Source organism: Bradyrhizobium sp. LTSP857, assembly GCF_000938285.1.
In the GTDB taxonomy this organism is placed as follows: domain Bacteria; phylum Pseudomonadota; class Alphaproteobacteria; order Rhizobiales; family Xanthobacteraceae; genus Bradyrhizobium.
Window position 1 is genome coordinate 357,929 of the sequence record NZ_JYMS01000027.1, and the last position, 13,851, is coordinate 371,779.

Annotated in this window: 12 protein-coding genes; 6 read left to right on the plus strand and 6 right to left on the minus strand. The window is 64.2% G+C overall.

Annotated features, from left to right (window positions below; all coding sequences use genetic code 11):
* Window positions 1-40 precede the first annotated feature (40 nt).
* Window positions 41-937 carry a methylated-DNA--[protein]-cysteine S-methyltransferase gene (locus UP06_RS19150; RefSeq protein WP_045004763.1) on the minus strand — a complete coding sequence of 299 codons (897 nt, stop codon included), beginning with the start codon at window positions 935-937 and terminating at the stop codon, window positions 41-43.
* A gap of 55 nt (window positions 938-992) precedes the next feature.
* Complete coding sequence (locus UP06_RS19155) at window positions 993-1,526, minus strand: DUF2244 domain-containing protein (protein ID WP_045004765.1); 534 nt, start codon at window positions 1,524-1,526, stop codon at window positions 993-995.
* Between the two features lie 22 nt (window positions 1,527-1,548).
* Here UP06_RS19155 and nth point away from each other — a divergent pair, with 22 nt between their 5' ends.
* From nth to UP06_RS19170, 3 genes are read left to right on the plus strand one after another with little or no spacing between them, the layout of a single operon-like run.
* A complete protein-coding gene (nth, locus tag UP06_RS19160) occupies window positions 1,549-2,319 on the plus strand; it encodes an endonuclease III (RefSeq protein ID WP_045004767.1) in 771 nt (256 codons plus the stop codon).
* Between the two features lie 58 nt (window positions 2,320-2,377).
* Window positions 2,378-3,514: an HlyD family secretion protein gene (locus UP06_RS19165; RefSeq protein ID WP_045004768.1), complete on the plus strand. Its 1,137-nt coding sequence runs from the start codon at window positions 2,378-2,380 to the stop codon at window positions 3,512-3,514.
* Window positions 3,501-5,129 carry an MFS transporter gene (locus UP06_RS19170; protein WP_045004770.1) on the plus strand — a complete coding sequence of 543 codons (1,629 nt, stop codon included), beginning with the start codon at window positions 3,501-3,503 and terminating at the stop codon, window positions 5,127-5,129. The genes UP06_RS19165 and UP06_RS19170 overlap by 14 nt, the downstream gene beginning before the upstream one ends.
* Before the next feature lie 6 nt (window positions 5,130-5,135).
* On the opposite strand, the gene UP06_RS19175 is transcribed toward UP06_RS19170, so the two are convergent.
* Both UP06_RS19175 and UP06_RS19180 read right to left on the minus strand, forming a co-directional pair.
* Window positions 5,136-5,876 (minus strand): sulfate transporter family protein, encoded by a 741-nt coding sequence (locus tag UP06_RS19175; protein ID WP_045004772.1) that lies wholly within the window; start codon window positions 5,874-5,876, stop codon window positions 5,136-5,138.
* An 86-nt stretch (window positions 5,877-5,962) separates the two neighbouring features.
* Complete coding sequence (locus UP06_RS19180) at window positions 5,963-7,135, minus strand: phosphorylase family protein (RefSeq protein WP_045004774.1); 1,173 nt, start codon at window positions 7,133-7,135, stop codon at window positions 5,963-5,965.
* Window positions 7,136-7,422: 287 nt separating this feature from the next.
* On the opposite strand from UP06_RS19180, the gene UP06_RS19185 reads away from it, so the two are divergent.
* Window positions 7,423-9,066, plus strand: coding sequence for a S53 family peptidase (locus tag UP06_RS19185; RefSeq protein WP_045004776.1), 1,644 nt, complete (start codon window positions 7,423-7,425; stop codon window positions 9,064-9,066).
* A 45-nt stretch (window positions 9,067-9,111) separates the two neighbouring features.
* On the opposite strand, the gene UP06_RS19190 is transcribed toward UP06_RS19185, so the two are convergent.
* Both UP06_RS19190 and UP06_RS19195 read right to left on the minus strand, forming a co-directional pair.
* Window positions 9,112-10,527 (minus strand): MFS transporter, encoded by a 1,416-nt coding sequence (locus UP06_RS19190; protein ID WP_045004777.1) that lies wholly within the window; start codon window positions 10,525-10,527, stop codon window positions 9,112-9,114.
* A gap of 164 nt (window positions 10,528-10,691) precedes the next feature.
* Window positions 10,692-11,624 (minus strand): LysR family transcriptional regulator, encoded by a 933-nt coding sequence (locus tag UP06_RS19195; protein ID WP_045004779.1) that lies wholly within the window; start codon window positions 11,622-11,624, stop codon window positions 10,692-10,694.
* 106 nt (window positions 11,625-11,730) lie between these two features.
* Between UP06_RS19195 and UP06_RS19200 the strand changes: the two genes are divergently transcribed.
* Together UP06_RS19200 and UP06_RS19205 are read left to right on the plus strand one after the other, a co-directional pair.
* Complete coding sequence (locus tag UP06_RS19200) at window positions 11,731-12,906, plus strand: CoA transferase (protein WP_045004781.1); 1,176 nt, start codon at window positions 11,731-11,733, stop codon at window positions 12,904-12,906.
* Complete coding sequence (locus tag UP06_RS19205; RefSeq protein WP_045004782.1) at window positions 12,903-13,850, plus strand: hydroxymethylglutaryl-CoA lyase; 948 nt, start codon at window positions 12,903-12,905, stop codon at window positions 13,848-13,850. Before UP06_RS19200 ends, UP06_RS19205 begins: the two co-directional genes overlap by 4 nt.
* The last annotated feature ends 1 nt before the right edge of the window (window position 13,851 follow it).

Genomic DNA, 13,851 nt, shown 5'->3' on the forward strand with positions numbered 1-13,851 from the left:
CTTTGCCCACCCTACGGCCACTACGACCTAAGCAGCAAACCTACTGCACCCCCACCTGCCCGGCTTCCCAGCCCAGCATCGCCTGCTTGCGGGTGATGCCCCAGTGATAGCCGGTGAGCGTGCCGCTCTTGCCGAGCGCGCGGTGGCAGGGCACGACGAAGGAAACGGGATTCCTGCCGATCGCCGCGCCGACGGCGCGCGAGGCCTTCGGGTTGTCAATGTTGCAGGCGATGTCGGAATAGGACACCGCGCGCCCCATCGGGATCTTCAACAGCGTCTCCCACACCCGCACCTCGAAATCGGTGCCGATCATGACCACGCGCAACGGCTGATCCGGCCGCCACAGTTTTGTGTCGAAGATGCGTTGCGCGAGCGGAGCGGTGCCCTCGTGGTCCTCGACGTAAGTTGCGTTGCGCCAGCGCCGAGTCATGTCGGCAAGCGCTGCCTTCTCCTCGCCGGGATCGGCGAAGGCCAATCCTGACAACCCGCGATCGGTCGCGATCACGATCGCCGTACCGAAGGGCGAGGGATGGAAGCCGTAGCGCAAGGTGAGCCCCGCACCGCCATTCTTCCATTCGCCCGGCGACATCGCTTCATGGGTGACGAAGAGATCGTGCAGCCGGCCCGGGCCCGACAGGCCGGAGTCGAGCGCCGCGTCGAGGATGCTCGCGGAATCCCTGAGCAGCCCCTTGGCGTGGTCGAGCGTCAGCGCCTGCATGAAAGCCTTGGGTGTGATCGAGGCCCAGCGGCGGAACAGATGGTGGAGCTCATCCGGCGTGACGCCGGCCGCATCCGCCATCGCCTCGATGGTCGGCTGCGCGCGCCATTTCTCCGAGATGAAGGCGATGGCCCGGCGCACGGAATCATAGTCGCGCAGCGCGGCGTTCTGGGAGCCCGGCTTGGCCAGGCGCTGGTCATGTATGGCGAGTGTCATCATGACCGGAAATGTAGGAGAGGGGGCGGCGCGAAACCACCCGTTTTCCGATCCGGAATCAGGAGACCGGATTATAGATCGGGCCGCGCTTTGCGGCGTTGAGCGCATCAACCAAGGCTTTGTAAAAACTAGCCTTTTCGTTCGGTCCGAGAAAGCCGGCAATCTGGATCCGGCGGCCGCGCGAGATCAGATAGAGGTGCTCGATGCCGTACTCCTCGTCGATCTCCTGGTCGAGGCGGACCCAGAGCGGGTTGAAAGTCCATTCGGCGACCTGGCCGCGATGGCTGACGCGGCGCACGCGCAATTCGGTCGGGGTGACTACAATCTCCTCGCTCGCCCGCGCGGTCCGGAAATTGACCTTGACGGCCCACCAGACCACCAGCACGTCGAGGCCGAAGAAACCGAGCACCGGCCACGCCCCCATCATCAGGAAGACCATGCCGGTGACGAAGCTGACGACGCTCAGGAACAGCATCACGGCGAGGAAACCGGTGCGGTTCAGCGAGCGATGCGGCGTCAGCCGCGCAGAGAGGATCTCCACCTCGCGCGGATCTTCAGCGTCTTTGCGCTCAATTTCGTTGCCTGTGCTCATCGTCCCTCAGTATATCCCGATCATGGCGAAAATCATCCGCAAGCCGACCCCGCGCAAAGTGGCCGTGACGAAGAAAGCGGCAAAGACGGCCGCAGCGAAGCCGAAGGCGCCCGCGAAGTTGATGAAGACCAAGGCCCTCAAACCCAAATCTACAAAACCCTGGACCCCGACCGAGATCCACGAAGTTTTCAGCCGCTTCCGCAAGGCCAATCCCGAGCCGAGGGGCGAGCTCGAGCACGTCAATCCGTTCACGCTGTTGGTCGCCGTGGTGCTGTCGGCGCAGGCAACCGATGCCGGGGTCAACAAGGCGACGCGCGCATTGTTTGAGGTCGCCGACACGCCGCAAAAAATGCTCGATCTCGGCGAGGAGCGGCTGCGTGAGTACATCAAGACCATCGGCCTCTACCGCACCAAGGCCAGGAACGTGATCGGGCTGTCGGCAAAATTGCTCAGCGAGTTCGGCGGCGAGGTGCCGCGCACGCGCGCCGAGATCGAGTCATTGCCGGGCGCGGGGCGCAAGACCGCCAATGTCGTGCTCAACATGGCCTTCGGCGAGCACACCATGGCGGTCGATACGCATGTGTTCCGCGTCGGCAACCGCACCGAGCTCGCGCCTGGCAAGACGCCGCTCGAAGTCGAGCTTGGACTCGAAAAGGTGATCCCCTCCGAGTTCATGCTGCATGCACATCACTGGCTGATCTTGCATGGCCGCTACACCTGTCTCGCGCGCAAGCCGCGCTGCGAGGTATGCCTGATCAACGATCTTTGCCGGTGGCCGGAGAAGACGGTGTGAGGCAATATTCGCCGTCGTTCCGGGACGATGTGAAGCAAGTTGGTTTTGAGGTCGTGTCGTGAGTGAGCAGGAACAAGTCTCGTCGCCCCCGTCAGCCCCCGCACCAGCCGCGGCGCCCAAGCCGGCACCGCCGCCGGCGAGCTCGCTCTGGGGCCGACTCGCGATCCCGCTGTTCGCCGTGATCGTCGCGCTCGCCTTCGTCGCGCTGGCGACGATGCGCTTCGACGAATGGGTCGGCAATGCGGTGATCCAGACCACCAACGATGCTTACGTCCGCTCGGAGCTGACCCGTCTTGCGAGCCGCGTCTCGGGCGAAGTGCTGACCGTCGCGGTGACCGACTTCCAGCGCGTCAAGGCCGGCGACCTCCTGATCCAGATCGATCCCGCCGATTACGAGGCCCAGGTCGCGCAGTCCGAGGCGGCGGTCGCCGCGGCGCAAGCCGTGCTCGACAATCTCGCCAACCAGATCGAGCTGCAATATGCGACGATCGCGCAGGCCGAGGCCGCACGGCTGTCGGCGGAAGCCCTGGAGGTCGAAGCCAAGCAGGAGCAGGATCGCCAGCAATCGCTGACGCAGACCGAATCTGGCACCCGGCAGCGGTACGAACAAGCCGTCGCGGGCTACGCCAAGGCGCAGGCCGATGTGCGCGCCAGCCGCGCCGTGATCGCCGCCCAGCAGCATCAGCTCGAAGTCCTGCAAGGCACCAGGAAGCAACGCGCGGCCGATCTCGACGCCACCAAGGCGACGCTGGCGAGCGTGAAGCTCAAGCTTGGTTATACCAGGATCACGGCGCCGTTCGACGGTGTCGTCGGCGAGCGTCAGGTGCAGCCCGGCGATTACGTCAATATCGGCACCAATCTCATCAACGTGGTGCCGCTGCCAAAAGTCTATGTGATCGCGAACTACAAGGAGACCCAGCTCACGCACGTTTCACCGGGCCAGCCGGTCGAGATCACCGTCGACAGCTTTCCGCGCGAAAAGCTCCACGGCAAGGTCGAGCGCATCGCACCCGCAACCGGCGCGCAGGTCGCGTTGCTGCCGCCTGACAACGCCACCGGAAATTTCACCAAGGTGGTGCAGCGCATTCCCGTACGCATCCAGTTCGATGACAACCAGCCCTTGCTGACGCGGCTCGTGCCGGGCATGTCGGTTGTCACCAGCATCAACACCGCGGGCGCGAATGGCGGAAAATAACGACGCCGATCGCGGGCCGGTCTCGCGCGGCGGCGTCGCGCCACAGCCGCTGTTCGCCGTGGCGGCGGTGCTGCTCGGCTCGTTCCTCGCCAATTTCGACAGCCGGCTGACCACGGTCGGGCTGCCCGATCTGCGCGGCGCGTTCTCGCTCAGCTTCGACGAGGGCGCCTGGCTGTCCACGGCCGGCATCGGCTCGCAGATCTTCATCGCGCCGGCGGTGGCGTGGCTTGCGACCGTGTTCGGCCTGCGGCGTGTGCTAGGCATCCCGAGCCTGGTCTATGCCGCGGTCTCGCTGACGCTTCCGTTCGTGCGCGATTATCCGACGCTGATCGCGCTCAGCGTCGTGCATGGCCTGTTGCTCGGTACGTTCGTGCCGGCGACCTTGATGATCGTGTTCCGCAATTTGCCGATCCGCTGGTGGCTGCCGGCGATCGCGCTCTATTCGATCCGTGTCGGCTTTGCGCTCGATACCTCGTCATCACTGGTCGGCTTCTATGTCGATCATCTCGGCTGGCAGTGGGTGTATTGGCAGAGCGTCGTGATCGCGCCCCTGATGGGCCTGATGGTCTATTTGGGCACACCGAACGACCCGGTCAACCGCGCGTTGCTGCGCGAGGCCGATTGGGGCGGCATGCTGCTGCTCGGCGCCTCGGTCGGGATGATTTATGCCGGCCTCGACCAGGGCAATCGGTTGGACTGGTTCGGCTCGGGTACGGTGATGGCGCTGCTCGTTGGCGGGGCGGCGCTGTTCGTGGCCTTCGTCATCAACGAAGTGCTGGCTCGGCAGCCCTGGGCGCATGTGAACGTCCTGTTCTCGCGCAATATCGGGCTGTCGCTGGTCGTGATCCTGCTCTACACCCTGACGAGCCTCTCCAACTCATCGCTGGTGCCGAACTTCCTCGGCAATGTTATCCTGCTCAGACCGGAGCAGAGCGGGCTGCTGCTGCTTACCTATGGCGCGCTGCCGATGTTCGTGCTGGTGCCGATTTCGATCTGGCTGCTCCGGCATTTCGATGCGCGTGTGGTGACGGTGCTGGGATTTGCCTGCTTTGCCGCCGCCAATCTCTGGGGCACCCAGCTCACCCATGATTGGGCGCGCGAGGATTTTATCGGCATCGTGCTGCTGCAAGCGGTCGGTCAATCGACGACGCTGTTGCCGATCATCATCCTGGCGGTGTCGAACTCCGACCCCAGCCGGGCCACGGCCTTTGCCGCCTATATCCAGATCATGCGGCTCGGCGGCGCCGAGATTGGCGTGGCGCTGATGGGAACGTGGCTGCGCGTCCGCGAACAGATCCATTCCTTCTATATCGGCCAGAACCTGGAGGTCGGCGACGTCAACGTGGTGCGCGCGCTCAAGCAGCTTGCAGATCACTTCGCGGCCCACGGCGCGGGCTCCGCGCAGGCACGCGCGGTCGGCACGCTCGCAAGCTTCGTGCAGCGCGAGGCCAACGTGCTCGCCTATATCGATGGTTTCTGGCTGTGCTTCTGGCTGGCGATGGCCGCGCTCGGCTTCATCGCGCTGATCACCCGCGCACCGCCCGGCCTGTTCACGCCGGCGCCGTTCGGCTTCGCCAAGATGGTGCTGCGCAAATGCGGAGTGCGGGTCGCGTAGTCGCCGTCACCGCATCTGCCGCGCGGGCTCGATCAGCTCCGGCCGCGGACCTGACAACCGCTTGTGCATGTGGACCATGAAGGCCATGCCAAAAATCGGCGTCGCCAGATTGACGATCGGGATCGAGACGAAAGCCGCGATGATCAGGCCGGCGGTGAAGATGGTCGCGGCATTGTCGCGCCGCATCGCCTTGGCTTCCTCCGGCGAGCGGAAGCGCATCGCGGCGAGCTCGAAATATTCGCGGCCCAGGAGCCAGGCGGTGGCGAGGAAGAAGATCAGGAAGCCGGCGCCAGCCAGGAACACGAAGGGCAGCGCGATCAGATAGACCAGGATTGTCAACAGCCCGGTCTTGATGCCCTCGTAGATCGCCTGGTTGAACGGCAGAGCGACGCCCGGCCGCTCGGCGGGATAATATTCGCGCTCGACGATCTCGGCGACGTCGTCGACGAACAGGCTCGCCACCAGCGAGGTGATCGCGGGCATCAGGAAGACACTGCCGAACACCACGCCAAGACCGGCCGCGATCGAGATGATCCAGGCAAAAATTTCGAGCGACGAATGCCAGCTTGGCCCGAGCAGGCCCTCGAGCCAGACCTCGCCATAGGTGGCAAACCAGCTGAGCAGCCGCTGCAAGCCGATCGCCAGCACGACGATCAGCACCAGAGCAAGGCTGATCGATCGCCACAGGATCGAGCGCATCGGCGGCGAGATCATTTGCGACAGCGCCTTGACGGCGGCATCCAGCATGGAACTTCCCCTCACGAAATCACCTGCGAGAGGTAGACACCCCAGGGCGCTTCGGCAAGGGACGCTGACCTGTTGCGGCCTGCGGCCTACGGCTCGGCCACAATGCTGGCCCAGCAGGTGATGGCACTACAGACCGTGCTCCAGCGACCAAATCCCTTGTAGATCTGGGCAGCGATCTGCTCCTGCTGCTTCAGCGTGCCCTCGGCCTTGATCTGCGGATCGGAGACGTTGCGGATCGCGAGCCAGCGCGGCGCCTTGGCGCCCATCTCCTGGGCCACCAGCCCGAGGACGGCGTCGCCCATCTCGGAGACGTCGCCGAGGCCCTGGAGATGGAAATGATCGTCCGAGGTGTCGAAGCCGAAGAAGTCGGTGGTGACCACGGAGGACGACAGGTCGCTGGGCTTGGTGACGAAAATCTTCGGCGCCCTGGTGTTGTCCTTCGGCAATTGCCCGGCATTGGCCTTGAACAGCGTCTTGGCGACCGCGAATTTCGTCGTCTTGGCCGACTTGCTGGAGAAATGCTCCTGGGCAAAAGGCTGCTTCTTGAACTTCGACAGGCAGTCGAAGCGGACGATCGGGCTGACGATGACGTCGCCGACCTCGACCTGCTTGCCGATGCCGCCGGCTGTTCCCGTGGTGATGACGAGGGTCGGCTGTACCTCGGTGATGATCTGGCGCCAGACGTCGATGTTCGGCAGCTGCGGGCCGTCCTGCGACATGTGCGAGTCGGATTTGAAGATCACGACCTTTTTCTTGCCGATCGTCGTGGTCCAGTAGGTGCCGAGCCGCTTCGCCTCGATGGCCGGACAGCCGTTGCGCATCTTCTTGGAGATAGCAGCGTAATTGTGCGTGTAGGGCACGTAGTCGTTGCGGGAATCCTTGCCCGGCGTCAGCACGCGGCTGAGCGCGTGGCCTTCGTCGACGGTCCAGGTCACGACCAGCACGTCCGCGCGCGGCAGTGGGCCCTTGCCGTCGCCCTTCGGCTTCGGTCCGGTTTGCGGCGCCAAGCCCTTGGGCCAGGGAATGTCGGTGAAGCGCGATAGGCCGGTCGCGGTCGAGAAGGCAAGGAACGCGCGGCCCTCGCTCGATTCGGAATCGAAATCGATGATCTCGCGTTGAAAGTCCTCCGCATTGACCTTCGCGGTCTTCTTCACGGCGACGTCCGCGATACGCTTGACCGTAAAGGTCTCGCGCGGCGGCGGCGTCGTGATCGGATCGAACCCAAGATTTCTCTGAACCCATTTGCGATCGGCCGGCATTGCATCGTCTCCGCCAATTGGTTTTGACACGCGTCTGATTTTGACAAACGTCTTTCATTGGTCGGCCAAGGTGGCCGGCGGTTGCAATCTAAAATCGAATTCGTTGCCATCGAATGGTCGGGGCTACTGACCGATTCTGTGCCGACTTTGGCTCGTGGAGGATTTCACCTGTCAAAAAAGAACTATTCTGAAAAATTGTCGCTCAATATCTGAACCAATCCGGTTGTCAGATTACACCTATAGTTGAGATGCGGCAATCTGTCTTCCAATCACAAACGGAGGAAGTCATGGCAAGCTCGACCAAGCGTGTTGCGTTGGTGAACAGCGCGCGGAAATTACCGAAGGGGGCCAAGCTCGTCGGCGCGGCCGATCCCAAGCAGGAAATCGAGATCAGCGTTCGCCTGCGCGCGAAGCGTGCCGACGACGAGAAGGTGATGGCGCTCGGTGCGCAACCGCCGCGCGAACGGCAATATCTTTCTCGCGCCGAGTTTGCCGAAGAGATGGGCGCCGATCCCGCCGACATCGCCAAGATCGACGATTTCGCCCATCATCATGAACTCAACGTCAAGAGCGTGCACCTGGCCTCCCGCACGGTGAAGCTGACCGGTACAGTGAAGGCGATGAGCGCGGCCTTCGGCGTCAAGCTCGACAAGGTCAAGCATGACGGCGCGACCTATCGCATGCGCAAGGGCAACGTGCAGATCCCGGCCGAGCTCGAAGGTATCGTGATCGGCGTGCATGGTCTCGACAATCGACCCGTTGCTCAGCCGCACTTCCGCCGCAGGACGGCGACCAAGGGCGCGACGGCGCGCGCGGGGCAGGGCGGCAGCTTCTCGGTCGAGCAGATCGCCCAGCTCTACAACTTCCCGGGCGGCGAGACCGGCGCCGGCCAGTGTATCGCCATCATCGAGCTCAACGACATCGACCAGAAGGGCCACCCCACGGGTGCCGGCTACAAGACGTCGGACCTGAAGGCCTTCTTCAAGAAGGCGGGCATCCCGATGCCGAAGATCGCCCCCGCAAGTGTCGACGGCGGCGCCAACAAGCCCGGCCATTCCGACGCCGACGGCGAAGTCGTGCTCGACATCGAGGTCGCCGGGGCGGTCGCACCCGGCGCCAAGATCGTGGTCTATTTCGCGCCCAACACCACCAACGGCTTCATCGATGCGGTCAAGGCCGCGGTCCACGACTCCGCGCGAAAGCCCTCGGTGATCTCGATCAGCTGGGGCGGACCGGAAGATCCGGCGGGCTCGCAGCAATTCGTCGACGGCCTGAACGAGGCCATCCGTGATGCCGCCGCGATGGGCGTCACCGTCTGCGTCGCTTCCGGCGACAATGGCTCAGCCGATATGAGTGAAGGCTGGGACGGCAAGCCGCATGCCGACTTCCCGGCGTCCAGCCCATTCGCGCTGGCCTGCGGCGGTACCAATCTGAAGGCGCCGAACGGCCACATCAACGAGGTGGTCTGGAACGGCGGGACGCAGGGTGGCGCGGGTGGCGGCGGCGTCAGCATCGTGTTCCCGCGGCCGCAATACCAGGCCCACGCCCATGTGCCGAAATCGCCGTCGCATTCGGTCGGGCGCGGCTTGCCCGATGTCGCCGGCGACGCTGATCCCGCGACCGGCTACCAGATCTTCCTCAACGGCGTCATGACCACCATCGGCGGCACCAGCGCGGTGGCGCCCTTGATGGCCGGACTGATCGCCCGCATCAACGAGGCCACGACCAAGAAATTCGGCAAGACGGTCGGCTTCATCAACCCGCTGATCTACGCCTCGCATGCGCAGGGCGTGTTCCGCGACATCACGGTCGGCAATAACGACATCACCGGCTCCCTCCACGGCATGTACAAGGCCGGCCCCGGCTGGGATGCCTGCTCCGGCCTCGGCGTCCCCAACGGCGCGGCGTTGCAGAACCTGCTCGCGGCGTAAACGGCGGTCGCTCTTTTCCCTCTCCCCGTTCTTACGGGGAGAGGGCTACACCACGTCCAGCGGCTTGCCGCGCACATTCGGGCCGAACAGCGTCATTGCGATCACCACGATCAGCATCGCTGTGGTGATCAGGCCGAACACGCCGGTGACGCCGGCTTCCTTCAGCATGTAGGCGACGATGAAGCCCGAGAACGTCGCGGAGAGCCGGCTCATCGAATAGACGAGACCGGAGGCCTGCGCCCGGATCTGGGTCGGAAACACCTCGGTCTGATAGGCATGATAGGCGTAGGACATCGTGGTGTTGCAGGCCGTCAGCAGCACGCCGCAGACGATCAGCACACTGGGCTCGGTCAGTTGCGCGAACGCCATGCCGAAGACGATGATGGCGATGCAGGCACCCGCAATGATCCATCGGCGCTCGAATTTGTCGGCGAAGCTCGCGGCGAGCAGCGGCGCGATCGGATAGGCGAAGGCGACGATGAAGGAATATTGCAGGCTCTTGGTGACGGTGATGCCCTTCTCGACCAGCAGCGTCGGCACCCAATTGGCGAAGCCATAGAAGCCGAAAGCCTGGCAGAGGTTGAACACCATGAAGAGGATGACGAGCGAGAGATAGGGCGGCCGGAACAGATCGGCGAAGCTGACCCGCGCGGGCGCCTGCATCGCCTGGTGTGCGGATGACATCAGGGGGCGTGAGCCCGCGCCGCCGCTCGCGGCCTCCAGCGTCGCCATAATGCGGAGCGCCTCGTCGTTGCGCCCGTGGCGCGCGAGCCAGAGCGGGCTCTCGGGCAGGAACAGCCGCACCACCCAGACGATCATGCTGGCGGCGGCGCCGATCAGCACCACCCAGCGCCAGCCTTCGACGCCGTAAGGTGCGAGCGGCACCAGCCACCAGGCGAGAAAAGCGACCACGGGCACAGCCACGAACATGATCGACTGGTTGACCGCAAAGGCACGTCCGCGCATCCGGCTCGGCACCAGTTCGGTGATGTAGGCGTCGATGGTGATGACCTCGACACCGATGCCGATACCGGCGAGGAAGCGCCAGAACAACAGGCCTTCCGAGGAGGTCTGGCAGGCCATGATCACGGATGCCGCGGTGTAGCCGAGCAGCGCGTAGGTGAAGATCGCGCGCCGGCCGAAGCGGTCAGCGAGGAAGCCGAGGAAGAAGGTGCCGACGAACAGGCCGGCAAAAGTGGCGGCGACGAAGGCGCCAATGCCGGAGAAGCCGAAAAACGCCGTTGTCGTCGTGGAGAGCAACCCGCTGCGGCTCAGGCCCGGCGCGATGTAGCCGGTCAGGAACAGATCGTAGATCTCGAAGCAACCGCCGAGCGAGAGCAGGATCACGAGGCGCCAGACATAAGCTGTCCCCGGCATGGCCTCGAGCCGTCGCGAGATTTCGTCGGGTGCCGATGGCGCAGCGCCGAGCTCAAAGGCTGTGTCGATGCCGACAACGCTCATGATGTCCTCCCCGTGGCACGCGGATCGCGCGCGGTTCCCGGCGGCTCATCTCTGAGGTTTTCGTGAACCTTGCCGGGCCGCGCCATGTTGGCGGGTCGAAGCCAGAAATCCAGAAGAACATATCGATGGGAGCGTTCGAGATTTTCGAACTCGGCGCTCGCTTTTCACCCCGCCAGCGTGGCCTGCCAGCCGCCGCCCCGCACCTGCTCGGCGATCAGCGCCAGCATCAATCGGCGCATCTCTTCCATCGCATACGTCATCGGACGGTTGCGCAGGCGGCAGAGGTAGAGCGTGCGGGTCAGCTTCGGCTCGATCACCTCGCGTGCGACGAGGCGGCCGGCCGCGAGCTCCTCGCGTGCGAACAGTTTTGTGGCGATGGTGCAGCCCAGCCCTTCCACCAGCGCGCCGGTCATGCCTGTGATCGAGTTGGCGTGCAGGATGGCGCTGCCTTCCAGCCGTTTGAGCAGGACCGGATCGTCCAGCAGTGCGCGCGAGGACAGACCGAGGCCATAGCGCAACAGGATCAGCGGCAGCCGGTTCAGCTCCTCGAACCGGATCGGGGCCTTGCCCTTGCCGACCAGTTTTGGAATCCCGACGAGGAACATCTCTTCTTCGAGCACGGCTTCCGTGATCAGCTCTTTCTCCGACGGCGGATTGTAGACCAGCGCCAGATCGACGCTGGAGATCATCAGGTGCATCAGCGTCGCGCCGGACAGGCTCTCGGTCAGCGACAGCTTGAGCTTGGGATATTGGGTGAGCACTGTGCGCATCAGCTCCACGCCGATCGCCTTGACGCCGGAATTCGCCATGCCGATCGAAATATCGCCGGCAATGACGCGGGCGCCTTCGCGCACTTCGGTCTCGGCCTCGGCCATTGCGCGCAGGATGATGCGCGCGTGCTCATAGAGCCGCTCGCCGGCCGCCGTCGGTTCCATGCCGCGCGGCTTGCGCTCGAACAGGGGCGTTGCGAATTCGGCTTCCAGGTTCGAGATATGATGGCTGAGCGCAGACTGCGCGACGTTGACCTGGTCGGCCGCACGCGACAGGTTCCGCTGCTCGTAGACGGCAATGAAATAGCGGAGCTGGCGTGAATCCATGGGGTAAAGCGTTCTATAAGCGCGAAGGCAATCTTCGATAGATTATATTTTTCAGAAGGCTTGTGAAGACCTAGTCTTCCAGCGCCGAACGAACAGGGAGAGACGGATGGCTGAGGCCGGATTGCCGCTCGAAGGCGTGCGGGTCGTCGAGATGACCCACATGGTCATGGGTCCGACCTGCGGCATGATCCTCGCGCAATTCGGCGCCGAAGTGATCAAGGTCGAGCCGCCCGCCGGCGACAAGACCCGCTCTCTTGGCGGCATGGGGACGGCGTTCTTTCCGCTGTTCAACCGCGGCAAGCGCAGTGTCGTGCTGGACTTCGAGAAGCCGGAGGACCGCGACACCATGCACCGGCTGCTCGAGACGGCCGATGTGTTCTTGGAGAATTTTCGCGATGGCCAGCTCGAGAAACAGGGGCTTGGCACTGAGGAATTACGCCGCCTTCATCCGCATCTGATCATCGCCGGACACAAGGGCTTTCTCTCCGGCCCCTATGAGCATCGCCCGGCGCTCGACGAGGTCGTGCAGATGATGTCGGGACTGGCCGCCATGACCGGCACCAAAGAGAAGCCGCAGCGCGTCGGCTCCTCCGCCAACGACATCATGGGCGGCATGTTCGGCGTGATCGCGATCCTGGCAGCGCTGTATCAAAAGCGCGGAGGCAAGCGCGACGGGGCCGACATTCGCATCGGCCTGTTCGAGAACTGCCTGTTCCTGGTCGCCCAGCACATGGTCGAATACGAGATGACCGGCAACAAGCCGCGCTCGATGCCGGAGCGCGAGCACGCCTGGCCGATCTACGACATCTTTGATGCCGCCGGCGACGGGCGCATCTTCATTGGCGTCGTCACCGAGGGCCATTGGCAGAGTTTTTGCCGCGAGTTCGGGCTGGCAGATCTTCTCGACGATCCCGCTTTGCGCACCACGACCGATCGCATCCTGGCGCGGCCACGAATCCTTCCGCGCGTGGCCGAGATCATCAGGCCGTGGAACGTGGCGGAGCTGTCGCAAAGGCTCGACGCACTCAACATCTGCTTTTCGCCGATCAACCGGCCCGAGGATCTCCTGACCGACCCGCACGTGCTGCGGCCGGGCGGGCTCGTCAACAACACCACCGCGGACGGCAAGCCGTTCCATGTGCCGGCGCTACCGGTCGAGTGGAACGGCAGCCATTTCGGTGAGGGCCTGAAGGTCGCGCCGCTCGGCGCCGACACATCCGCCGTTCGCGCCGAGATCGACAAGGACGACGTCACATCAAAAGCCGCTGGGAGACGCGCATGAGCCGGATCGAGACAATTTACCCCACAGACCGCGTCAGCCTGCGCGAGGTCGGCTTGCGCGACGGGCTCCAGCTCGTGAAAAAGATTCCATCAACCGAGGCCAAGCAACGCTGGGTACGCGACGAATATGCCGCGGGCGTCCGGCATTTCGAGGTCGGCTCGTTCCTGCCGGCAAAGACCTTTCCGCAATTCGTCGACGTCCGCGATGTGATCGCGACGGTGGCGAGCCTGCCTGGCGCCCATGGTATCGCGCTCGCGCTCAACGAGCGCGGGGTCAATGAGGCGCTGGAGTCAGGCGTCGGCGAGATCGCCTCGGTTGTCTCGGCGACCGAAGAGCACAGCCAGGCCAATGCGCATCGCTCGCGCGAATCCGCAATCGCCAATGTGAAGCGGCTGTGCAAGATGCGCGACGCCAGCGCCCATAAACCGCTCGTCAATGCCGCGATCTCGATGGCGCTAGGCTGCTCCATCACCGGTGCGGTCGATCCCATCGAGGTGCTGCGTCTGGTCGACAAGTGCCTGGAGGCCGGCGTCGATTTCGTCGCGATTGCCGACACCGTCGGCTATGCCGGCCCGAAGCACGTGGCCGAACTGTCGCGTGCCGCAGTCAAGCTCGCGGGCTCGAAGCCGATCTGCATCCATCTCCACGATACCCGCGGCATGGGCATCGCCAACGCTGCGGCTGCTCTTGATGAAGGCGTCCGCATCCTCGACGGCTCGCTCGGCGGCCTCGGCGGCTGCCCCTTCGCGCCAGGCGCAACGGGTAACGTCGTGTTCGAGGATCTCGTGTTCCTGTGCGAGAGCAAGGGTCTTGCGACGGGCATCGATCTCGAGAAGCTGATCTCGGTGCGCAAGATCCTGCGCGAGGAGATGCCGAACGAAGCGTTGTACGGCGGTGTGGCGCGGGCGGGGTTGCCCGGCGGGAGTACGGCGAAAGCGGCGTAGA

Bases quoted from the DNA above. Each gene is read 5' to 3' on its own strand.
- UP06_RS19150 (WP_045004763.1), bottom strand. From the start codon at position 937: ATGATGACACTCGCCATACATGACCAGCGCCTGGCCAAGCCGGGCTCC.
- UP06_RS19155 (WP_045004765.1), bottom strand. From the start codon at position 1,526: ATGAGCACAGGCAACGAAATTGAGCGCAAAGACGCTGAAGATCCGCGC.
- nth (WP_045004767.1), top strand. From the start codon at position 1,549: ATGGCGAAAATCATCCGCAAGCCGACCCCGCGCAAAGTGGCCGTGACG.
- UP06_RS19170 (WP_045004770.1), top strand. From the start codon at position 3,501: ATGGCGGAAAATAACGACGCCGATCGCGGGCCGGTCTCGCGCGGCGGC.
- UP06_RS19175 (WP_045004772.1), bottom strand. From the start codon at position 5,876: ATGCTGGATGCCGCCGTCAAGGCGCTGTCGCAAATGATCTCGCCGCCG.
- UP06_RS19180 (WP_045004774.1), bottom strand. From the start codon at position 7,135: ATGCCGGCCGATCGCAAATGGGTTCAGAGAAATCTTGGGTTCGATCCG.
- UP06_RS19185 (WP_045004776.1), top strand. From the start codon at position 7,423: ATGGCAAGCTCGACCAAGCGTGTTGCGTTGGTGAACAGCGCGCGGAAA.
- UP06_RS19190 (WP_045004777.1), bottom strand. From the start codon at position 10,527: ATGAGCGTTGTCGGCATCGACACAGCCTTTGAGCTCGGCGCTGCGCCA.
- UP06_RS19195 (WP_045004779.1), bottom strand. From the start codon at position 11,624: ATGGATTCACGCCAGCTCCGCTATTTCATTGCCGTCTACGAGCAGCGG.
- UP06_RS19200 (WP_045004781.1), top strand. From the start codon at position 11,731: ATGGCTGAGGCCGGATTGCCGCTCGAAGGCGTGCGGGTCGTCGAGATG.
- UP06_RS19205 (WP_045004782.1), top strand. From the start codon at position 12,903: ATGAGCCGGATCGAGACAATTTACCCCACAGACCGCGTCAGCCTGCGC.